General features: G+C 71.2%; 19 protein-coding genes. 6 read left to right on the forward strand and 13 right to left on the reverse strand.

The window, feature by feature from the left end; all coding sequences use genetic code 11:
• Nucleotides 1-25 precede the first annotated feature (25 nt).
• Nucleotides 26-910: a carbohydrate ABC transporter permease gene (locus ACFOY2_RS12120; protein ID WP_379528065.1), complete on the forward strand. Its 885-nt coding sequence runs from the start codon at nucleotides 26-28 to the stop codon at nucleotides 908-910.
• Nucleotides 910-1,770, forward strand: a complete 861-nt coding sequence (locus ACFOY2_RS12125) for a carbohydrate ABC transporter permease (RefSeq protein WP_379528066.1) — start codon at nucleotides 910-912, stop codon at nucleotides 1,768-1,770. Before ACFOY2_RS12120 ends, ACFOY2_RS12125 begins: the two co-directional genes overlap by 1 nt.
• On the opposite strand, the gene ACFOY2_RS12130 is transcribed toward ACFOY2_RS12125, so the two are convergent.
• From ACFOY2_RS12130 to ACFOY2_RS12165, 8 genes are all read right to left on the reverse strand, one after another.
• A complete protein-coding gene (locus tag ACFOY2_RS12130) occupies nucleotides 1,760-2,764 on the reverse strand; it encodes a 2-hydroxyacid dehydrogenase (protein WP_379528067.1) in 1,005 nt (334 codons plus the stop codon). The genes ACFOY2_RS12125 and ACFOY2_RS12130 overlap by 11 nt on opposite strands.
• Nucleotides 2,761-3,378, reverse strand: coding sequence for a histidine phosphatase family protein (locus tag ACFOY2_RS12135; RefSeq protein WP_379528068.1), 618 nt, complete (start codon nucleotides 3,376-3,378; stop codon nucleotides 2,761-2,763). The genes ACFOY2_RS12130 and ACFOY2_RS12135 overlap by 4 nt, the downstream gene beginning before the upstream one ends.
• Nucleotides 3,375-4,838, reverse strand: coding sequence for an FGGY-family carbohydrate kinase (locus ACFOY2_RS12140; protein WP_379528069.1), 1,464 nt, complete (start codon nucleotides 4,836-4,838; stop codon nucleotides 3,375-3,377). Before ACFOY2_RS12140 ends, ACFOY2_RS12135 begins: the two co-directional genes overlap by 4 nt.
• Nucleotides 4,835-6,310, reverse strand: coding sequence for an FGGY family carbohydrate kinase (locus tag ACFOY2_RS12145; protein ID WP_379528070.1), 1,476 nt, complete (start codon nucleotides 6,308-6,310; stop codon nucleotides 4,835-4,837). Before ACFOY2_RS12145 ends, ACFOY2_RS12140 begins: the two co-directional genes overlap by 4 nt.
• Nucleotides 6,310-7,542, reverse strand: coding sequence for a sugar ABC transporter permease (locus tag ACFOY2_RS12150; RefSeq protein WP_379528071.1), 1,233 nt, complete (start codon nucleotides 7,540-7,542; stop codon nucleotides 6,310-6,312). Before ACFOY2_RS12150 ends, ACFOY2_RS12145 begins: the two co-directional genes overlap by 1 nt.
• Nucleotides 7,543-7,564: 22 nt before the next feature.
• A complete protein-coding gene (locus ACFOY2_RS12155; RefSeq protein WP_379528072.1) occupies nucleotides 7,565-8,326 on the reverse strand; it encodes an ATP-binding cassette domain-containing protein in 762 nt (253 codons plus the stop codon).
• An 8-nt stretch (nucleotides 8,327-8,334) separates the two neighbouring features.
• Nucleotides 8,335-9,417 carry an ABC transporter substrate-binding protein gene (locus ACFOY2_RS12160; RefSeq protein WP_379528073.1) on the reverse strand — a complete coding sequence of 361 codons (1,083 nt, stop codon included), beginning with the start codon at nucleotides 9,415-9,417 and terminating at the stop codon, nucleotides 8,335-8,337.
• Nucleotides 9,418-9,550: 133 nt separating this feature from the next.
• Nucleotides 9,551-10,519 carry a sugar-binding transcriptional regulator gene (locus tag ACFOY2_RS12165; RefSeq protein ID WP_379528074.1) on the reverse strand — a complete coding sequence of 323 codons (969 nt, stop codon included), beginning with the start codon at nucleotides 10,517-10,519 and terminating at the stop codon, nucleotides 9,551-9,553.
• Between the two features lie 483 nt (nucleotides 10,520-11,002).
• Between ACFOY2_RS12165 and ACFOY2_RS12170 the strand changes: the two genes are divergently transcribed.
• Nucleotides 11,003-13,087, forward strand: a complete 2,085-nt coding sequence (locus tag ACFOY2_RS12170; protein ID WP_379528075.1) for a zinc ribbon domain-containing protein — start codon at nucleotides 11,003-11,005, stop codon at nucleotides 13,085-13,087.
• On the opposite strand, the gene ACFOY2_RS12175 is transcribed toward ACFOY2_RS12170, so the two are convergent.
• On the reverse strand, nucleotides 13,078-14,064 hold the full coding sequence (locus ACFOY2_RS12175; RefSeq protein ID WP_379528076.1) for a LacI family DNA-binding transcriptional regulator: 987 nt from the start codon (nucleotides 14,062-14,064) through the stop codon (nucleotides 13,078-13,080). The genes ACFOY2_RS12170 and ACFOY2_RS12175 overlap by 10 nt on opposite strands.
• A gap of 92 nt (nucleotides 14,065-14,156) precedes the next feature.
• On the opposite strand from ACFOY2_RS12175, the gene ACFOY2_RS12180 reads away from it, so the two are divergent.
• The gene (locus ACFOY2_RS12180) at nucleotides 14,157-15,305 is read left to right on the forward strand and encodes a CynX/NimT family MFS transporter (protein ID WP_379528077.1); all 1,149 of its coding nucleotides are present in this window, start codon (nucleotides 14,157-14,159) and stop codon (nucleotides 15,303-15,305) included.
• 12 nt (nucleotides 15,306-15,317) lie between these two features.
• Nucleotides 15,318-15,986 carry a hypothetical protein gene (locus tag ACFOY2_RS12185; protein ID WP_379528078.1) on the forward strand — a complete coding sequence of 223 codons (669 nt, stop codon included), beginning with the start codon at nucleotides 15,318-15,320 and terminating at the stop codon, nucleotides 15,984-15,986.
• Here the strand turns inward: ACFOY2_RS12185 and ACFOY2_RS12190 are convergent.
• Both ACFOY2_RS12190 and ACFOY2_RS12195 read right to left on the reverse strand, forming a co-directional pair.
• Nucleotides 15,955-16,488, reverse strand: a complete 534-nt coding sequence (locus ACFOY2_RS12190) for a cysteine dioxygenase (protein ID WP_379528079.1) — start codon at nucleotides 16,486-16,488, stop codon at nucleotides 15,955-15,957. The genes ACFOY2_RS12185 and ACFOY2_RS12190 overlap by 32 nt on opposite strands.
• Nucleotides 16,485-17,552, reverse strand: coding sequence for an amidohydrolase family protein (locus tag ACFOY2_RS12195; protein ID WP_379528080.1), 1,068 nt, complete (start codon nucleotides 17,550-17,552; stop codon nucleotides 16,485-16,487). The genes ACFOY2_RS12190 and ACFOY2_RS12195 overlap by 4 nt, the downstream gene beginning before the upstream one ends.
• A gap of 211 nt (nucleotides 17,553-17,763) precedes the next feature.
• Here ACFOY2_RS12195 and ACFOY2_RS12200 point away from each other — a divergent pair, with 211 nt between their 5' ends.
• Entirely contained in the window at nucleotides 17,764-18,759 is a 996-nt protein-coding gene (locus tag ACFOY2_RS12200) for a LacI family DNA-binding transcriptional regulator (protein WP_379528081.1), read from the forward strand.
• Here ACFOY2_RS12200 and ACFOY2_RS12205 read toward each other — a convergent pair.
• The gene (locus ACFOY2_RS12205; protein WP_379528082.1) at nucleotides 18,722-20,068 is read right to left on the reverse strand and encodes an aromatic amino acid ammonia-lyase; all 1,347 of its coding nucleotides are present in this window, start codon (nucleotides 20,066-20,068) and stop codon (nucleotides 18,722-18,724) included. The two genes, ACFOY2_RS12200 and ACFOY2_RS12205, sit on opposite strands and share 38 nt — an antisense overlap.
• A gap of 6 nt (nucleotides 20,069-20,074) precedes the next feature.
• Nucleotides 20,075-20,455, reverse strand: coding sequence for a phage holin family protein (locus ACFOY2_RS12210; RefSeq protein WP_379528083.1), 381 nt, complete (start codon nucleotides 20,453-20,455; stop codon nucleotides 20,075-20,077).
• Between the last annotated feature and the right edge of the window lie 47 nt (nucleotides 20,456-20,502).

Consider the following 20,502-nt stretch of genomic DNA (forward strand, 5'->3'; position numbering starts at 1 on the left):
GCTCGCCGTGCCCCCCTGGGAGGGAATGGTTGTGAGGCGGGCACGCAGCTGGCTGCCCGGGCTCCTCCTCGTCACCCCGTCGATCATCCTGATCGGTGTGTTCGTGTACGGCATGCTGGGCTGGAACTTCCGGCTGGCCATGACCGACAAGCACGATGAGGTGTCGGAGGGGAAGTTCGTGGGGCTGGAGAACTTCGTCAGCATCTGGGACCAGCCCCGATGGCACATCTCGGTCAACCACGCCATCGTGTTCACGATCGCGTTCGTGCTGGGGGCGCTGCTGCTCGGGTGGGTGCTGGCGTTCCTCATGGAGAAGGGGATCAGGGGCGAGGCCACGTTCCGGGCGATCTACCTGTTCCCGATGGCCATCTCGTTCGCCGCCACCGGCATCGTGTGGCGGTGGCTGATGAACTCGGGCACCGAGGAGCGCGCGGTCGGGCTGAACCGGCTCTTCGACTGGATCGGGCTGCCGCAGTGGCAGTGGTTCAGGGACCCCGACTGGGGGATGGCGGCGATGGCGCTGCCGGCGATCTGGCAGATGTCGGGCTACATCATGGCCCTGTTCCTGGCGGGGTTCCGCGGCGTGCCCGAGGAGCTGCGGGAGGCGGCCAGGGTGGACGGCTGCACCGAGTGGGGCGTCTACCGGCACGTGGTGCTGCCGCTGCTGCGCCCCGTGACCCTGTCGGCGCTGATCATCCTGGGGCACATCTCGCTCAAGGTGTTCGACCTGATCGTGGCGGTGTCGGGCAAGCAGATCATCACCGACGTGCCGGCGGTCTTCATGTGGGTGGCGGTGTTCGACTCGCACGATCCGGCCAAGGGGGCCACGATCGCCTCCTACATCGTCCTGAGCGTGGCGATCTTCGTGATTCCGTACCTGATCTGGTCCGTGCGTAAGGAGAGGCGCTGATGGCGGCGGTGGCCGGGCGCAGGGCGGCGGGGTTCGCGTGGGCGCGCTTCGGCCTGCTCGTCGTGTTCGTGGTGGTCTTCCTCATCCCGATCTACGTCCTGCTGGTGACCAGCTTCAAGCCGCTCACCGAGGCCGACCCGGGCCAGGCCTGGAACCTGCCCCAGACGTGGACGACGGAGGCGTGGCGGGTCGCCTGGGAGAAGCTCGCCCCCGGGTTGTGGAACAGCGTGCTGCTGGCCGTGCCAGGTTCGCTGCTGTCGTGCGCGCTCGGCTCCATGAACGGCTACGTGCTGTCCAAATGGCGCTTCCCCGGGGCGGACGTGCTGTTCACGCTGTTCCTGTTCGGCATGTTCATCCCCTACCAGGGGGTCATGATCCCGCTGGTGCAGCTCCTCGTGGGGCTGAACGAGCTGACCGGCCTGGACGGCGTCTTCTACGGCGGCATCCCCGGCCTGGTGCTGGCCCACGTGGTGTACGGCATCCCGATCTGCACACTGATCTTCCGCAACTACTACGTCACCATTCCCGACGAGCTGATCGAGGCCTCGCGGGTGGACGGGGCGGGGATGTTGCGGGCGTACTGGTCGGTGGTGCTGCCGGTGTCGGGGCCCGCGATCGCGGTGGTGATCATCTGGCAGTTCACCTCCCTGTGGAACGACTTCCTGTTCGCCGTCTTCCTGACCGGGCCGACGAGCTGGCCGACGACCGTGATGCTGGTCAACATCGCCGGTGCCCAGGCCACCCCCTACAGCCAGCAGATGGCGGCGGCGATCCTGGCCTCCGTCCCGACGATGTTGATCTACGTCCTGCTCGGCCGGTTCTTCATGCGGGGGCTCATGGCGGGGGCGCTCAAGGGTTAGCGCAGTGCGCCAGGGGCTCGCCGCGCACGTAGCGGGCCACGTCGGCGGCCACGATCGCGGCCGCCTTCATGGCCGTCTCCTTGCTGGCCCCGGCCAGGTGCGGCGTCATCACCAGGTTGGGGACGGCCAGCAGGCGCGAGCCCGGCGGGATCGGCTCCTCGGGGAAGACGTCCATCGCGGCGCCGAACAGGTGGCCCGACTCCAGGGCGTCGCACACGGCGTCGTAGTCGAGCAGCGCGCCCCTGGCGCAGTTGACCAGGACCGAGCCCCGGGGCATGGCGGCGATCTCGGCCGCGCCGATCATGCCGGTGGTCTCGGGGGTGGCGCGGGCGTGCAGGGACACGAAGTGGGAGCGTCTGAGCAGTTCGTCCAGGCCGACCTTGCCGGGGACGTCCACGTACGGGTCGTAGACGAGCACGGTCGCTCCGAAACCTTCGAGCATCCGCGCCACGCGGCGGCCGATCGCGCCGTAGCCGACCAGCCCGACCGTGTTGCCCTCCAGTTCCGGGCCGACGTTGTCGTACATGTAGTAGTCACCCCGCCACACGCCCCCGGCCAGGTCGGCGTGCGTCTGCGGGATCCTGCGGGTGGCGGCGAGCAGCATGGCCAGCGTGTGCTCGGCGGTCGCCACCGCGTTGCGGCCCGGCGCGAACGTCACCGCGACCCCCGCCTGACTGGCCGCCTCCAGGTTGGCGTTGACCGGGCCGCCCCGGCTGACGCAGAACAGCCGCAGCTCGGGCGCGGCCTCGATGACGCGCTTGGTCAGCGGCGCCATCTGGGTGAGGCAGACCTCGACGTCTCGCAGCGCCTCGATGAGCTCGTCCTCCACGTCGGAGGCCTCGTCGACCTCGCCCACCCGGCCGAACGGCCGCACCGGCCACGGCAGCGTCAGCTCGCGGATGTCCAGCTCGCCGGGGACCGCGTGCCTGAGGGCGTCGATGAGCAGGCTGTTGGTGACGAAGTGGTCGCCCGCGGCAAGCACTCGGATGGTCAACGAACGGCTCCAATCGGGGAGTTGTACCGCAGCATCGCTGCCTTTTCGCGCTCGCGCACGCGCAGCTCGGTCAGGGCGCAGTTGTCCAGGCGCGGGAACAGCCGCCGGTACTCGCCCAGCGGTACGCCGATCAGCCGGCACAGCGCCAGCCTGATGGCGGTCGTGTGCGCCACCACCAGCACGCGCCCGCCGGGGTGCGCGGCGCCGAGGTCGTGGAGTGCGGCGACGAAACGGGCGGCGGCCAGGTGCGGGTCCTCGCCGCCCGGCAGCGGGTGCGCGGCGGGGTCGGACTCGAAGGCAGCGCGGGCCTCGGGGAAACGGGCCAGCATCTCCGCCGACGTCAGGCCCTCGCCCTCGCCGAAGTCCAGCTCGCGCAGCCTGGGGTCGGTCTGGAGCGGCACCCCCGCCTCGGCCGCGGCGGCCTCGGCGGTGATCCTGGCGCGGCTCAGCGAGGAGGCCCACACAGCGTCCAGGCCCGCCTGCCCGGCCCAGCCGGCCAGGTCGGCGGCCTGCCGGTGCCCGCGCGGGGTCAGCTCGATGTCGCTGACGCCGGCGTAGCGGTTCTCGGCGTGCCAGACGGTCTCGCCGTGGCGGACGAGCACGAGGTCGGTCATCGGGCGCTCCTTTCGCGGGCGTGTCGCGCGGCGGTCGCGTCGAGCCAGCCGCGCCGCTCCAGTTCGGAGACGAAGCGCAGGTACGGCTCGCGCAGGTCGGCCCCTGACGGGTCCACGACCGCCCTGGTCCTGATCATCCTGCCGGGGTCGCCGCCCGCCAGGACCGCCATGCCCATCGCGGGCTCGGCGTTCTCGCGCAGCGTCACAGGACGGCCCAGGACGTCGGCCCTGAGCCTGGTCCAGTACGCGCTGCGGGTGGCGCCGCCGGTGAGGATGAGCTCGCCGTCCACGGGGGCGCCGAGCAGGTCGAGGTAGTCGAAGCAGAGGCGTTCGACGAAGGCGGCGCCCAGCAGGATGGCCGCGTAGCGCTCGACGTCGTCGGCCGGGTCGCCGAGCGTGAAGCCCTCGGCGTCGGGGGCGGCGAACGGGAAACGCTCGCCGCGCGAGACGAGCGGGTAGGTGACGGCGGGCGGCACGCCCAGCCGAGCGGCCGAATGGCTCAGCGCGTCGAGGTCGCGTCCTGGCAGGTCGCGGGTCAGGACGCCCGCGCCGGTGCTCGACGCGCCGCCGGGCAGCCACGATCCGTCGGGGGCGCGGTGCGAGTACACCACTCCCAGCGGGTCGTGGATGAGCTCCTTCGTCACGCCCTTCAGCACCAGCGTCGTGCCCAGCACCGAGTTCCAGCTGCCCACCCGCAGGGCGCCCGCGCCGAGCTGGGCCGCGCAGCCGTCCGTGGTCCCGGCGATCACCGGCGTGCCCGCCGGGATGCCGGTCTGCGCGGCGGCGGCCTCGCAGACCACGCCGAGCCGGGTGCCGGGCCGGACGACCTCGGGCAGCATCCCGCCGGGCACCAGGCCGAGCACCTCGTCGGGCCAGCGCTCCTCGATGAGGTCCACGCCGGTCTTGAGCGCGTTGCTCAGGTCGGTGGCCACCTCGTGTCCGACCAGGCGGCGGTTGACGAAGTCGCTCTGGTGGGCGGCCCGCGCGCCCGCGAGGGCGCCCCGGCGTGCCGGGCCGGTGGCGGCCCGTCCGGCCGAGCTGCCGGCGGCGTCGAGCAGCCACAACAGCTTCGGCAGTGCCCAGTTCGGCTGCATGCGCCGGTAGCCGAGCCGTTCCCACACGCGTGCGCCCGCCTCGTTGACCCGGTCGGCGTCGGCGCGGCGGTCGTCGTACATGAGCGCGGGGGTCAGCGCCCGGCCGGCGGCGTCGGTGAGCAGGATCGTTCCAGAGGTCGCGGCCACGGCCACGCCGGACACCCGCTCGGGCGGCACGTCCCGCAGCGCCTCGCGGGTGGCGGCGGCCAGCTCGCGCCACCACTGCTCAGGGTCCTGCTCGTGGCGGGGCCCGTCGCGGTGGCTGGTCAGGGGGCGGCCGGCCGCGCCGAGCACGTCGCCGTCCCCGGTGACGGCCAGCGCGCGCACGCTCTGGGTGCCGAGGTCGATGCCGATCCACACGCTCATGCTCGGCTCCGCATCTGCCCCAGCAGGGGCCAGGAGGTCGCGTTCGTCCCGCGCAGCGCAAGGAAGTCCGCGAAGAACCGCTCGTAGAGACGGCGGCGTTCGGGGTCGGGTCCGACGGCGTCACGCAGGCGTACGTGCCGGGCGGCGGCCTGCGCGATGGACGGCGCCGCGCCCGTGGCGGCCAGCCCCACCAGGTACGCCCCCCGCGCCCCCACCTCGGCGTCGGCCGAGCGGCGCACGGGCAGGCCGGTGACGTCGGCGATCAGGCCGAGCCAGGTGGCGCTGGCCGCGCCGCCCCCGCACGCCCGCAGCTCGGTCGGGGTCGCGCCGGTCGCCGCCAGGCAGTCCTTGATGACCATCGTGAGCCCTTCGAGCGCCGCCCGCGCCACGTCCTCGCGGCCGTGCTCGAACGACAGGCCCAGCAGCGCGCCCCTGGCCAGCGGGTCGGAGAAGGGCGCCCGCTCACCGGCGGGCGACAGGTACGGCAGGAACGCCAGCCCGCCCGCGCCCGGCGTGCTCGACGCGGCCAGTTCGCCCAGCTCGGCGGGGCCGGACAGGCCCAGCAGGCGGCACGTCCACTGGACGACCTCCGTGCCCGCGAAGGTGGGGAAGGCCCGCAGGTAGCCGTCCGGCAGCGCGATCGTGATGCCGATCGGGTCGCCGTCCAGGTCGGGGGAGTCGAGGAGGACCTCGGTGCACAGTGTGGTGCCGAGGATGCCGCACGCCTGCCCGGCCGTCACCGCGCCCGCGCCGAGCGCCGTCGTGACGATGTCGTAGGGGGCCATCACGACCGGCGTCCCCGCGGGCAGGCCCAGCGGAGCGGCGGCGTCCCTGGTCAGCTCCGCGACGGGGCAGGAGCGGATCGGGGGCAGCAGCCGCTCGGCCCACTCCGTCCCGAACGCGCTCAGCAGCGCCGGCGAGTACGCCCGCGCCCGCAGGTCCATGAACGGCGCGGACGCGTCGGACTCCTCGGCCAGCAGCTGCCCGGTCATCTTCGCGAAGATCCAGCCGCCGCAGGTGAGGTTGGCGTGCGACCGGTCGAGCCGTCCTGGGTCGTTCGCCCGCAGCCAGGTCAGGATCGCGTGCGGCAGCCCGGAGGCGGCCGACGAGCCGTTGCGGCGGAAGGCCTCCTGAGCCGTGCCGTCGCGCGTCCAGGCGTCGACGGTCGCCGCCGCCCTGGCGTCGTTCCAGAGGATGGCGGGCCCGGTCGGCTCGCCGGCCGCGTCGACCAGCCAGCAGCCGTCGCCCTGCGCGGTCACGGCCACGAACTCGACGTCGCCGAGCCGGGCCGCGACCTCGCGAACCGTGCCGGCGACCGCGTCCCAGACCGCGCCCATGTCCTGCTCGGCATGGCCGGGAGCGGGCCTGGACACCACGGTTTCCCGCCGGGCGACGACCGTTTCCGCGCCCGAGGCGTCGTACCCGACTGCCTTGATGACCGTGGTTCCCGCGTCCACGCAGATGATCGCCATCACGCCCTGCCGTGAGAGGTCCTCGACCGGCGCGACACGGAGTCGACGATCACCGCGAGCAGCAACACCGCGCCGGTCACCACGAACCGGATGGAGGAGTCGAGGTTCAGCAGCGTCAGACCGCTGGAGATCGACTGGATCACGATGATGCCGAGCAGCGCGCCGAACGCCGTGCCGCGTCCGCCGAACAGGCTCGTCCCGCCGATCACGGCCGCCGCGATCGCGTTGAGGTTGACGTCGCCCGAGCCGCTGCTCTGGTTGGCCGCCGCCAGCCTGGCCGCGGCGAGGATGCCGCCGACCGCGGCGAACGTCGAGCAGAGCACGAACACCGAGGTGTAGATCGCCCTGACGTTGATGCCCGCCCGGCGCGCCGCCTCCACGTTGCCGCCGACGGCGTAGACCGCCCGGCCCCACTTCGTCCGCGACAGCAGATAGTGCATGATCAGCACCAGCGCGACGAAGAAGACGAACATCCAGCCGACGCCGCGCGTCTGGCCGAGGTACCAGACCACGAACGCCAGCACCGCGAGCAGCGCCAGGCTCCTGACGGCCAGCGTGGAGACGCTCCTGGCCGACAGCCCGGCCCTGCGGCGCTCGCGGGCGTGCAGGAAGCCGCTGGCGAACAGCCACACCGCCGCGATCACCGCGAACGTGTACGACAACCAGGCCGGTACGAAGTCGAGCTGGGCGAAGTTCACCAGCCCCGAGTCGAAGGGCAGGTTGATCGAGCCCTTGGTGCCCAGCACGTAGAGCTGGAGCCCGAGGAAGGCGAGCAGCCCGGCCAGCGTGATGACGAAGCTCGGCACCCCGAACCGGTTGAACAACTGCCCGTACACCCAGCCGATGACCGCGCCCAGGATCACCGAGGCCGCGATGGCCAGCCACACCGGCAGCCCCTGGCCCACGAACAGCACCGCGAGCACCGCGCCCGACAACCCGCTGACCGAGCCGACCGACAGATCGATCTGGCCCACCAGCAGCACGCACACGATGCCGAGCGCGATGATGCCGACGGCGGCGGACTCCAGGGTGAGGTTCACCAGGTTCGCGCTGGACAGGAAGATCGGGTTGAGGAGCTGCAGGACCGTCCAGATGACCACGAGCCCCACCACGACGGGGATCACGCCCAGGTCGCCGCCCCTGGCCCGCTCGACCACGTCGGTGAGCGCCCCGCGCACCCCGGCCCGCTCCTGGAGCCGCTCGTCCTGCCGGTCGGTGGTTGTTGTGTTCATGGCCTCACTCCGTTCGGCGGGCTCACTTCGACGCCCCCTTTTGCGCGCGGCGGGAGACTGCGTTGTCGGTGGCGCCGGTGATGGCGGCGATGATGTCCTCGGTGGAGACGTCGGCCACGTCGAACACTCCGTTGTTGCGGCCCAGCCGCAGCACGGCCACGGTGTCGGCGACGGCCTTCACATCGGCCATGTTGTGGCTGATCATGATGACGCCGAGGCCGTTCTCGCGCAGCCGCTCGACCAGGTTGAGCACCTCGGCCGTCTGGGCGACGCCGAGCGCGGCGGTGGGCTCGTCGAGAATGATGATCTTCGGGTCGCCGAGCAGCGACCTGGCGATGGCCACCGTCTGCCGCTGCCCGCCCGACAGCGCCGCGACCGGCACCCGCACGCTCGGGATCTTGGCGGAGAGCTGGCGCAGCAGCTCCCACGAGCGGGTCTCCATCGCCACGTCGTTCAGGCGCAGCGGGCGGATCTCCTGGCCGAGGAACAGGTTCTGGATCACGTTGAGGTTCTCGCAGAGCGCCAGGTCCTGGAAGACGGTGGCGATGCCGAGCTTGTGCGCGGCGGCGGGGGAGGGGATCTCGACCGCGCGCTCCTCGAACGTGATCGTGCCGGAGTCGGGCGGGTGGACGCCTGAGAGGATCTTGACCAGCGTGGACTTGCCCGCGCCGTTGTCCCCGACGACGGCGACGACCTGGCCCGCGTCGACTTCGAGTTCGATGTCGGTGAGCGCCGCGACCGCGCCGAAGGTCTTGTTGATCCCGCGCAGGGAAAGGACGGTCATCGGCTCTCCTACTTGATGCCGAGCTCTTCGCAGCCCTTGGCGTACTCACCGGAGCAGACGTCGGCGGCCTTCATGATGCCGCTGTCGAACAGCACCTCCTTGATGTTCTCCTTGGTCACGACCGTGGGGACGAACAGCTCGGACGGGGTGTTGTACAGGGTGGTCTTGCCGGCGGGCTTCTTGCCCTCCATGAACTGGAAGGCCGTGTTCGCCGCGGCCTCGGCCACGATCTTGATCGGCTTGGAGATCGTGTTGTACTGGTCGCCCGCGACGATGCGCTGCGCGGCGGCGATCTCGGCGTCGTTGCCGGTGACCGGCGGCACCTTGACACCAGCGGCCTTGAACGCGGCGATCGAGCCGCCGCCGGTGCCGTCGTTGGCCGCCACGACGCCGACGATCTGGTCCTTGAACTGGGTGATCTGGCCGCTGACCCAGGTCTGGGCCTTCTCCGGCTGCCAGTCGGGGGTGTCGTACTCGGCCAGCAGCTTGAACCCGCTCGGGTCGACCGCGCTGTGAATGCCCTTCTTGATCAGCCCGGCCGCGGCGTCCGTGGGGGAGCCGTTCACCTGGAGGATGCCGCCCTCGGCCTTGTCGGCCTTGAGGTGCTCGACGAGCGACTGGGCGATCATCGAGCCGATCTTCTCGTTGTCGAAGGAGATGTAGTAGTCGGCGGGCGTGGCCGGGATCGGCCGGTCGTAGGCGATGATCGGCACCTGCTGCGACTGGGCGGACTTGACGATGGTGGCCGCGGCGGCGGAGTCGACCGGGTCGATCACGATGGCCTTGACGCCCTGGGCGAGCGCGGAGTTGGCCTGTTGCTGCTGCTTGGCGGCGTCGGAGTCGGCGTTTTGGTAGATGACCTGGCAGCTTGGGCACAGCTGCTTCATCTTGGCCTCGAACAGCGGCTTGTCCTGCAGTTCGTAGCGGGTCGACGCGAGGTCGGGCATGAGGAAGGCGACCTTGGCGTTCTCCGTGCCGCCGCCGGTGGTCCCGCCGGTCGAGCCGGAGCCTGAGCCGCACGCGGCCAGCACCGAGCCTGCGAGCACTGCCACTGCGGCGAACGCGGAGGTCCGTATTTGAGCTCTGTTCACGGGTGGTTTCCTCACTTACGCAGATTCGTGACGCTCGCTGCCCCCGAGACAGGGACATGCCCTCACGGAAGGGCACATCCTGTGGTGCGGCTCACGTTAGCGCGCGTTCAGAAACTTTGTCCAGCAAAAATGTTCAGAGCTGGCGTGCGGCTGCGACCAGGCCCTCGGCCGTCGGGGCGTCCGTGACGAGCTGGTTGAAGTAGCCGCCCCTGGCCCCCGCGACGATGGAGAGCACCTTCTCGGCCCCGACCGCGACCGCGATCGTGTGCGGGATACGGCGCAGCTCCTCCAGTTTGGTGGCCACCAGCCGTTCACTTCCCGGATAGGTGACGGGGGCGCCGTCGCGGTCGTAGACGCGCATGCACACGTCGCCCACGGCCTGGCGCAGGCTGTCGGCGTCGCGGGGCATCAGGGCGGGCACCATCTGCCGCATCAGGGGCGCGGAGCCGACGCCGACGACCGCGCACTTGGCGTGCGCCCACAGGTCCATGACACGGCGCACGGACGGCTCGTGCTGGAGCGAGTAGAACAGCTCGGGGCCGGGCAGCGCGGGCGCGTACAGGTAGGCGGGCACGCCGCCGACGCGTTCGGCCAGGATGCGGGTGGTCTCGTTGGTCTGGTACCAGGGCTGGGGCTCCTCCTGGCCGCCGACCGCGGGCGCGATCGTGACCCCCGGGTACTGCCCGAGACCCTCGCGGGCGCACTCGTAGACCGTGGTGCCGGACGAGACCAGCACGACGTCACCCGACTCCAGCCCGACCTGGGCGAGCGCGCGGGCCACGCCGGGGGCCAGCCACGGGCCCAGCGTCGGGCCGCTGACCTTGGGGACCAGGTAGACGCGCTGGAGGTCGAGCGCCCGCGCCACCTCCTCGGCCAGCGGGCCGTCCTCCAGCGTGGCGGGGCGATGCACCCTGATCTCGACGATGCCCTGCTTGCGGGCCTCGGTGAGCAGCCTGCTCACCGTCGCCCTGCTGACGCCCAGTCGTTTGGCGATGGCGCCCTGGGTGGCGTCCTCCATGTAGTACTGGTGCGCCGCGGTGTACATCAGCTCCTGCGGGAACCTGGTCTGCTGCGCGTCGGGTGCGACGTCTGCGGCATTCATGCGCGCGCTCCTGGAATCGGATCCGTGAACATCTTTGCAGAACTGATGCGCAACGACTATACCTATCGAAGAGAAGGGTATGAATCGCTCCTCGTTTGGTATGACAATCTGAGGTTCTGTTGTGGACTTTTAGTCCGTGCTGTGCCGGTGGAACGTGGTCCCGGGCTGGCCTGCTGTCAGCTCGGCGTGGGGCGTGGGGCGTGGGGCCTGGCTTGGACGAGGTTGGTTTGGCCGATGAGGTTCGTCATGGGAGTGGGTCTCCGGCCGGCAGGAGATGTCAGCCGGGGTGGCCAGCTGTTCCACCGGGGTCGGCGAGGTGAGGGGCAAGTATCGGTATTCGGCGGATGCGTGTCGCTCATAGGTTCTAGCCAACGGCGTAAACTCTGAGTAGAGTTTCGATTACATATTGTGTTGGGTGGGGGTGGGCAGGGTGCAGGTTGGGCGGTGCACACGTCGATGCCGCCGCGTGACCGGGGACAGGGCGTGAGCAAGCTCACCGCGACCGCCTCCTGTACCGCTCACGCCGCTACGGCGGACAGGACGGGCGAGGTCGTTCCTCAGGCGCTCCTGGTGCAGCGGGTCACCTGGCTGGCCGCTCTCGCGCAGGGCCTGAGCGCCCGCATCGTCACCGCCCGGTGGAATGCGCCTGATCTGGATGCGCTGGCCTGCGGGGTAGGGCCGGACGGGCGGGCGTTGCCGTCGAAGGGCTGGATGGCTGTCCGGAGACTGGGTTGGGGAGCGCGCCCCGCCACTGGCGTGTACGTTTGCGATCGGGTGCAGCGGTGTGCTCAAGAGCAGGCCGCCCGCGCCTTGAGGCTCGCACTGCACCGGCGCGCCTTGTTGGAGGCGATCGTGGCGACCTGGCCGCATGACCCGGGGGCGCGCACCGACGCCGAATGGCACGCGCTACGTGCGGTGCTGCCGAACGGGGCCACCCCTGCCCAGATCCGTAACCGGACCCGGCAGGTTCGCGCGTTTCTCAACGAGCACGGCACACTCCCAGCCGATCTAACCGAGCTGGAACAGCCCCCAGACGTTGCGGCGGAGATTGTGCTGGCGGCGGCGGACCGGCAACTTCTCACCTTGGAGCGCACGGGTACCCGCAGCGCCCGACTACGGGTGCGGCTTCCCCTGACCGCCTCTCCCGCCTGCGGCAAGGACTGGGCCTGGCACGTGTTGCCGATCACATTGCCGCCGACCGTCCCGGCGCAGGCGACGGTGTGCACCCCCACCCTGCGAGTGACACAGGGCCGGGTGCGCGTTGATCTGCCGTTCCAGATCCCGATCGGCTTCGCGCCCGCCACCGGTCATGTGATCGCGTGTGGCTTCGACTGGGGTCTCAACACATTGCTGACCGGCGTGGCAGGGCAGCTGGCCAATGACCGGGTGATCTCCGACGGGCGGCCGCTGGCCTACGATGCGAGCGGTGTCTCGGCCAAGCTGCACCGGCTGAGGGCCGAGCGTGAACATCTGGCTGCCAAGCACGAGCATCAGGAAAGGCTCCTGGTGGGCATGACTGCCGCCGACCCCCGCGTCGCGGAGTTGAGCATGGCCTGCCAGAAGGTCGGCGTCGAACACGAGCGCCTGTGCGCTCGTATCCGGCGTCTGAACAAGGCGCTGGCCTGGTCGGCAGCACGATGGGCCGTCGATCAGGCCGTCGCCGCCGGAGCGACGGTCATCTACTTGGAAGACCTGGCCACCCTGGAAACACGCGGACGCAACGCGAGGGCGAACGCGCGCCTGTCGGGTCAGGTACGCGGGCAGATCGTCGAAGCAATCCGGCACCTGGCCGCCAAACACACCATCGCCGTGGTCACCGTCCCCGCACGCGGCACCTCCCGATACTGCCCCCGCTGCGGAGAAGGCACGTCAGTGCTGCGGCACTGCCCGGCCCCTGACCGACTCGCCGAACGAGGTTGGAAGTGGGCGTACTGCTCGGCCTGCGGCCTGTCTTGTGATCGGGACTGGGCGGCGGCCGAGCGGATTGTCTCACGTGGTCTGCTGGGCCAGAACGCCACCCGCACCGACCACACCACCGGGGTCCGCACCATCTCCAAGGTCGTGGAAGGGAATGTGGCTCGCGCCCGCCGGACGCGCAAGCCCGTCCGCGCGGCCCGGCGTGCCCGCCGCACCCGGACGGACCTGCTTCCCCAGTCGGCAGCGCGGGACAGATCTAAGAACCGCCCCACCCCGAAACGACCGGCACGAACGAAACGCGCCGTCGACAACGCGGTGAACAACGCGGTCGACCATGTGATGACCTCCAGCCGTGTGCCCGACCGGCGCACGGTGCCCGCCCCACCGCCTGCTGGCGGCGGACAGCGTCCGGCGGGCCATGCACCCAAGCCGGGACGGCCCACGCCGCACCGGACAGGGCATGTCAGGAATTCGCACCACCGGACCGGCTTCCACCACGCCAAAGCCACCCCCGTGCTCACGCTCACCAAGCACCGGGCAGCCCAAAGCAGGCCACGCCCGTCCGAGTTGCCTGATTCCCTCAGGGAACTACAGCGAATTCAAGACGCTCTGTCCGAGCAGGGCCGAGAGCCGGGGTCAGCTCAGTCATAGGGTGACATCTCGCCCGAGCCGCGGCCGATGAGCCGGACCGGGAGTTGGATGTGCTCGGAGGGGCCCGAGTCGCCGCGTAGCCGGCGGAACAGCAGTTCGGCCGCCACCCGTCCCATCCACGACGGGTCCTGGGCCACCACGGTCACGCCCGGGTCGAGCAGGTCGGCCAGTTCGAAGTCGTCGAATCCGACCAGCGCCACCCGCCGCCCGCGCAGCGCCCTCAGGGCGGTCACCGTGTAGCGGCCGTTGCCGGTGAACAGGGCCGTCGGCGGCTGGTCCAGCGCGAACATGCGGGTCAGGTCCGCCCGGACGGTCTCCAGTTCCGGCGCCCGCATCGACACCAGTCGCTCGTCGAACAGCCCGCCGAGCGTTTCGCGGTAGCCGCGCAGCCGCTCGGCGGCCGTGAAGATGGCCGGGTCGTCGCCGAGGAAGGCGATGCGGTGGTGGCCGTGGCCGAGCAGGTGGCGGACCGCCTGTTCGGCCCCCGCCGCGTTGTCGGCCAGGACGGTGTCCACGTCGAGCCCCGCCCCCGGCGGCCGGTCCGCGAACACGACGGGCGTGCCCGCTTCCAGTTCGCTTCGCAGGTAGGTGTGATCCTCCCCGGCGGGCACCACGATCAGCCCGTCCACCCGGCGCGCGCAGAACGTCTCGACCAGTTCCCGCTCCCTGCCGGGCTCCTCGCCGGACGAACCGCTCAGCAGCAGGCAGCCGTGGCCGATGACGACCTCCTCCACGGCCCTGCTCAGACCGGAGTAGAAGGGGTCGGCGACGTCCTCGATGACCAGCCCGATCGTGGCCGTCCTGCCGCTGCGCAGCACCCTGGCGCTCTCGTTGCGGCTGTAGCCCAGCCGGTCGATGGCGGTGCGCACCCGTTCGGCCGTGGCGGGGTGCACGCCGGGCTCGCCGTTGACGACGCGCGAAACGGTCTTGAGCGCCACGCCGGCCGCCGAGGCGACGTCCTTCATGGTGGGTCTCACGCCTGGATCATTTCCTACTCGGTACCGGCAGACAACGTTGTCAGGAGGCTATGCGAGAGTGGTCCTCTATGCCGTTCAGATCCGTCTTGCTTGTGGCGGGCTTTGCCCTCGCCGCGCTCAACCTGCGGCCCGCCATCGCCGGCATCTCCCCCCTCCTCGACGAGATCATGGACGACGTCGGCCTCTCGCCCGCGGGCGGCGGCGCGATCACCACGGTCATGGTGGTCTGCCTGGGCGTGTTCGGGCCGCTCACGCCGCTGCTCGCGCGCCGGTTCGGGCTCGACCGCACGCTGCTGGCGGGCCTGGTCGTCATCGCGGCGGGCGTGATGCTGCGCGGCCTCGACGGCGCGCCCGTGCTCTACCTGGGCTCGGCCCTGGCCGCCACCGCGATCGCCGTGATGAACGTCTCCATGCCCGGCATCGTCAAACAGCACTTCCCCTCCCGCGTCAACCTCCTGACCGGCGTCTACGTCTCCTGCGTGGTGGCCGGCGCCACGATCGCCTCCGCCGTGGTGATCCCGCTCGAACGCGCCACGGGCTTCGGCTGGCGCGGAGTCTCCGCGCTGCTGGCCGTGCCCGCGCTGCTGGCGGCGCTGCTCTGGCTGCCGCAGGCCCTGGGCGGACAGGCCGGGACGCAGAACGGGCCCAGGCCGTTCGGCGCGGTGCTGCGCAGCCGGACGACCTGGTACGTGACCGCGCTGATGGGCCTGCAGTCGCTCACCTTCTACGTCATGCTGGCCTGGCTGCCGACGATCTTCGTCGAGGCCGGGCTCCCCGCCGACCAGGCCGGATACCTGCTCAGCCTGACGAATCTGGTCCAGGTCGGCACCTCGCTCGCGATCCCCGTGCTGGCCGGGCGGCGGGCCTCGCAGGTGCCGTACGTGGTCGGGGCGGGCCTGCTGACCGTGCTCGGCTACCTCGGCATGCTGCTGGCCCCGGCCGCCGCGCCGTGGTTGTGGATGATCGTGCTCGGGATCGGGCAGGGCGCCTCGTTCGCGCTGGCCCTGCTGATCATCGCGCTCCGGCCCGCCGACCCCGCCTCGGTGACCGCGCTGTCGGCCGTGGCCCAGTCGGTGGGATACGCGATCGCGGCGCTCGGGCCGGTGCTCTTCGGGTTCCTGCGGCAGGTCTCCGGCGGCTGGACGGTGCCGCTGCTGGCGGGCCTGGGCGCGGTCGGGGCGCAGATCGTGGCTGGCTGGTTCGCCGGACGCCCTGCTACCTTAGGTAAGGCTAACCTTTAGGGGGATTTCAGCGTGCTGACCGAGGCGCTCCGGCGGCTGGCCGACGAGCGAGGCGGGGTGATCGGGGTCGAGCCCGGCCTCGTCATCGAGCCCGACGAGAGCTGGACCCCGGTCACCGACCTCCTGCGCGAGCCGTACTCACTGTTGGAAGAGCTGATCGGAGAGACGGCCGCGCGCTGGAACGCGCCACGCCACGTCGGAGCGGCGCTGTTCTGGAAGACCTACGGATACTGGCACACGCTGCCGATGGCGCTCGGATGGGCGCTGGACGGCCAGGTGCCGATCATGCGCCTGGCCGACACCTGGTTCAAGGTGTCCGGCGCCGGGGTGACGATCGCGGCCACGCGCGTGAGCTGGGCCACCGGCGCCCGCGCGATCGCCGCCGCGCTGGAGGAGTCGCAGCGGCCGCTGGTCCAGGTCATCAGCTCCATGGCCAAAGTGGGCGAGCGCACGTTGTGGGGGTCGACGGCTGAGGCGTTCGCCCATCCGCTGACGTCCATCGTGCCCGGCGACTACATGGCGCTGCTCAAAGAGATCGGCCCGCCGGTCGACGGGCTGATCGAGGCGGTCGGCGACGGTTACTTCCGCAGGACCTGCTGCCTGTGGATCGTGCTCCCCGACGTGGAGCCCTGCGGAAGCTGCTGCGTGCTCAGGCCACCACGACGTCGTCCAGCGGTCTGAGCTCGTCGGCGTAGCTGACCGAGACCCGGCGCATGACGCCGGTGCCGTCGATCGAGTACTGGCCCAGGCGCCACAGCGGCGGCGAATAGGCGTGGATCGAGACGCTCCTGTCGACCGCGCCGCTGAGCCGGTGGATGTGGTCGGGGCCGAACGAGAACGACTGCCTCTCCGTCACCATCGTCTCCAGGTGCTCGCCGCCGATGCGCGGGTTGCACTCCAGCAGCGCGCCCTGCACCACGTGCACGGCACCGGAGGAGACGTCGTGGTCGTGCCAGCCCGTGTCGTCCTCGGGACGCCAGCACAGCAGCCAGACGTCCACGTACGCGTCGCGGTAGAGCGAGGCGTAGTGCCGCCCGCCGTCCGCCGGGAACTCGACCTGGTCACGCCACTGCTCCGGGCGGGCGGCCAGCTCGTTGACCAGGTCGCGCAGCTCACGCCTGTCGAGTGCGCGTTCCGGGAGCCGGGCACACACGCTCCCGCCCTGGATCTGGTTGGTGCTCACTTACGAGTCTCCCTTCTCTGCTCATGGCCGCCACTCCGTGACGGCGGGCTCGGTCGCCTCACGCCGCCGTCTTCCCCCCGCTCCGGTCGCTGCGCTCCCTCCGCTCCTCCCAGACGACGGCACTCCCTCGCCAGCAGACGACGGGGATTGGTGACCCTGATGGCGTGGCTGGCCGCCGCGCCGAGTCCGGGGTCGGGAGCCTTGGCGTAGGGGGCGTCCGAGCCGTTGACGACGACGTCGATGCCCAGTTCGCGGACGATCGCGTCGATCGCGCGCGGGCCGTAGGAGGAGGTTTCCACGAAGAAGTTCTGGTCGACCAGGCCGCGCCCGCCGCCGCCCCTGGCGATCAGGCGTTCCGAGTGCAGTGGGGCCAGGCCCGCCAGCAGCGCGAAGCACACGCGCAGCCTCGGGTGCCTGGGGCGGACGACGGCGTGGAAGTAGTGCCAGGCGGCGTGCATCTGCTGCACGTACGGCACCAGCGCCGGCCACCACGGCGGCGTGCCGGGCGTGGCGGCGGCGGGACCGGGGTGCACGAACAGCGGCAGGTCCCTGTCGGTGAGCACCTCAAGGAGCCGGTCATCCGGCACGGCGGTCGCCGGGATCTGCAGCCCGGCGACCTTCCCGGCGTGTCCTCGCTGGGCTGCGCGTTCTTTGGCCGAGCTTTGCTCGGCGTGCTGTGACGGATGTCCTCGCTTCGCTGCGGATCCGTCCCAGCCTCGGTCGAGGTCGGCGGCCAGGCGGTCGGGGTCGGGGTCGCTGTGGCAGGTGGCGGCCCAGGCGCCGAAGGGTTCGCCGAGCGCCAGGGCGCCCTCGTGGTAGGCGTCCAGCAGTGGCCAGCACTCCTCCGGCGGCAGGAACTCGATGCCCAGCGGCGACGACAGCGACACCAGCGCCAGCTCCAGTCCGCTGGTGTCGCGGTGCTCGTGGTCCTTGGGGTTGACCTCGTAGGGCGGCTCGCCGTCGAGGATCAGCGTCCAGCCGTCGAGGCGCGGCGGCGCGGTGCGGGCACGCAGCGCGTCGACGAACGAGCCGGTCCACAGATGCTGATGTACGTCGACGGTCACGATCACACCTCCCCCTATTTCCTACTCACATTACAGGTAAACCCGCCACGCTGCGAAACCGAACTCGTGAACCGTTTCAGTGATACGATTCAGTGAAACGCTTCACCTGCGCAATTGTCAACGCTTCCCCCCGAACCGGAGCAAGCCGACAATCCCGACAAGCCCATGGTGGGAATCTGCTTCTGTCGGTGTCACGCAATAGGCTGGCTGAATGCCTCGCAAGAGAGCCACGATCCGTGAGGTGGCCCAGGCCACGGGCCTGTCGCCGGCGGCCGTGTCCTACGCGCTACGCGGCCTGCAGGTGTCAGAGGAGACGAAGGAGCGGGTGCGAGCCGCGGCGGCTGAGCTCGGCTACGAGGCCGACCCGATCGCAAGAGCGCTGGCCAGCGGCCGCACCGGCATGATCGGCCTGCTCTGCGGCTCGCTGGAGGATCTGTGGCAGCAGTCACTGGCGGTCGGCATCAGCAGGGGCCTGCGGGAGAAGGACCGCTACGCCCTGATCCTCGACGCGGTGGGCGACCCGGCCAGAGAGCGGGCCCTGGCACAGCAGCTACGCGACCAGCGTGTCGACGGGATGATCGTCCAGCCGATCGACCCGGCCGCGGCGTTCTGGCCCGAGCTGTGCGAGTCGCTGCCGGTGGTCGCGATCGGCGACTCGCTGGCCGGCACCGCCGCAGAGGTCGTCTTCGACAACCGGCGCGGGGTGACGCTGGCCCTTGAACACCTGCGCGACCTGGGCCACCGCAACATCGCCGTGCTCACCTCCACCCGTTCCAGCACCCCCGACCGCCCCGCCGACGTGCACGTCACGGCCGAGGCCGACCGGCTCGACCTCGACATCGAGGTCGCCACGGCCCCCCACGGCCTGGCCGGGGCGACCTCCGCCGCCCGCGACATCCTGTCCGCCAAGCGGCCGAGCGCCGTGTTCTGCTTCGCCGACTCGATCGCCTACGGCGTCTACGCGGCGGCCCAGGAACTGGGGCTGTCGATCCCCGGCGACGTGTCGGTGATGGGCTACGACAGCTACCCGATGTCGGGCCTGCTCACGCCGGGGCTGACCACGGTCGACTGGGACATCGACGGCATCGTGCGGGCGGCGGTGCGGCTCGTCGCGGCGGCGGCCGACGGGAGCGGCACCCGCAGACGGCGGGTCGTCCAGGCGCCGACGCTCAGAGAGCGGGGGTCGGTGGCGCGAGTCCCTGGGTGATCGTCTGACGCGATTCCTCCAGCTCGTCCGTCAGCGGCCGGTCGGGGCCCGGGGTGCGCAGCGCCCGGGTGGCGGCGGCGTGCTCGCAGGCCAGCACGATCTCCAGCGGTTCCAGGCAGCGCAGCGCGTGGCGGGCGGCCTGGGTGGCGAAGCTGGCGTGGTCCTCCGTGCCCCGCGACAGCGTGGCGGTGCCGGTCGTCGCCGGGGTCGCGAGCTGGCGCAGCTCGGCCAGGGCGTCCTGGGCGACGTACTCCAGGATCAGGGCTCCCGAGGCGCCGGGACGATCGGCGAGGAAGGGATGGCGGCCGGTGTAGGCCGGGTCCATGAGGGTGGCCAGCCGGACGGTGCTGAGCTGGGCCGTCTGGACGAGCGCCGTCCGCAGCGCGTCGAGGGCCAATGCCACGGGGGCGCCGTGGAAGTTGCCGTTGTGCCAGGCCAGGGAGCCGGCGATGAGCGGGTTCTCGGTGGCGGAGTTGAGGTCGATCTCGACGGTGGCGGCGGCCCGGTCGAGGACGTCCATGGCGGCGCCGTGCACCTGGGCGAAGGCGCGGAAGCCGTAGGGGTCCTGCACGCGGCCGGCCGGCTCGCGGGTGATCAGGGCCCGCAGGCGGGCGGCGACGACGGCCTGCCCGTGGTGCGGGCGGGCCTCCTGGACGGCGGCGGCCAGCGGCTCGGCGGAGGCGTCCACGGCCGTGAACGACAGCGCGGCGACGTCGACGGCGGTCTCGAAGAGCGCCCGCAGCCGATGGCAGGCGATCGCGGCGTCGGCCAGGGTGGCCGCCCCCGAGCTGATGAACGGCAGCGCGTCGGCCGGGTCCAGGTCGAAGCGGGGGTCGGGCCCCGCCGACGGCTCCCGCCGCCAGGGAAGCTCGCCGAGCAGGCAGAGCGCCGTGGTGGACAGAGCAGTGAGGTCGCCGGTGCCGATGGCGCCGTATGTGCGGATCGGCGGGGTGAAGCCGCCGTTGATCGCGTCGGCGAGTACCGGCAGCAGGGCGGGGTCGACGCCCGATCCGCCCGCCAGGAGCTGGTTGAGCCGGACGACCAGCATCGCCCTGGCGCGGGCAGGCTCGACCAGGGGGCCGGCGCCGCAGGCGTGGCTACGCAGCAGGTCGATGCCCGCGCCTTCGCCGAGCAGGACGTCCCTGTTGGCGCCGACGCCGGTGCTGCGGCCGTACAGGGGGCCGGTGAGCTCCTGGGCAGCGGCCCACGCGGCCCGGGCCCGATCGAGGGAATTGATCGTGACCCGGGCCGCGTCGTACGTGGCCGCGTGGACCTGCGCGCAGGTCAGTCCGGCACCGTCGAGCACCATGGACGCTCAGTCGTTGTCGGGGATGAACAGCCCCAGCAGCCAGCTCACGACGCTGATGATGATCGCGCCCCAGAAGGCGGCCGGGTAGAAGTTGGCGACGTGGAAGGGGATGTCGAGCTGACCGGCGATCCAGCTCGTCAGCAGCAGCATGGCCGCGTTGATCACGAGCAGGAACAACCCCAGTGTCAACACGATGAGCGCGCAGCCCAGCGCCTTCACGATGGGCTTGACGATCGCGTTGATCACACCGAAGATCAGGGCCACGATCAGCAGGACGCCCCAGTACCTGGCCGTGTTGGTGGGGGTGCTGACCGCGATGCCGGGGACGAGCTGGATGGCGACCCACAGGGCCACCGCCGCCGCGATGGTTCTGATGATGAATCTCACGCTGGTTGATCCTCCCACTTCAGAGCGGCACCGCGATAGAGGCCCGG

This window comes from Nonomuraea purpurea, from assembly GCF_042650645.1.
Classification (GTDB): domain Bacteria; phylum Actinomycetota; class Actinomycetes; order Streptosporangiales; family Streptosporangiaceae; genus Nonomuraea; species Nonomuraea purpurea.

What these genes read in the sequence shown, in the direction of transcription:
- ACFOY2_RS12135 (WP_379528068.1), bottom strand. Translation starts at nt 3,378, where the DNA reads ATGACCGACCTCGTGCTCGTCCGCCACGGCGAGACCGTCTGGCACGCC.
- ACFOY2_RS12150 (WP_379528071.1), bottom strand. Translation starts at nt 7,542, where the DNA reads ATGAACACAACAACCACCGACCGGCAGGACGAGCGGCTCCAGGAGCGG.
- ACFOY2_RS12155 (WP_379528072.1), bottom strand. Translation starts at nt 8,326, where the DNA reads ATGACCGTCCTTTCCCTGCGCGGGATCAACAAGACCTTCGGCGCGGTC.
- ACFOY2_RS12165 (WP_379528074.1), bottom strand. Translation starts at nt 10,519, where the DNA reads ATGAATGCCGCAGACGTCGCACCCGACGCGCAGCAGACCAGGTTCCCG.
- ACFOY2_RS12200 (WP_379528081.1), top strand. Translation starts at nt 17,764, where the DNA reads ATGCCTCGCAAGAGAGCCACGATCCGTGAGGTGGCCCAGGCCACGGGC.
- ACFOY2_RS12140 (WP_379528069.1), bottom strand. Translation starts at nt 4,838, where the DNA reads ATGAGCGTGTGGATCGGCATCGACCTCGGCACCCAGAGCGTGCGCGCG.
- ACFOY2_RS12145 (WP_379528070.1), bottom strand. Translation starts at nt 6,310, where the DNA reads ATGGCGATCATCTGCGTGGACGCGGGAACCACGGTCATCAAGGCAGTC.
- ACFOY2_RS12125 (WP_379528066.1), top strand. Translation starts at nt 910, where the DNA reads ATGGCGGCGGTGGCCGGGCGCAGGGCGGCGGGGTTCGCGTGGGCGCGC.
- ACFOY2_RS12205 (WP_379528082.1), bottom strand. Translation starts at nt 20,068, where the DNA reads ATGGTGCTCGACGGTGCCGGACTGACCTGCGCGCAGGTCCACGCGGCC.
- ACFOY2_RS12120 (WP_379528065.1), top strand. Translation starts at nt 26, where the DNA reads ATGGTTGTGAGGCGGGCACGCAGCTGGCTGCCCGGGCTCCTCCTCGTC.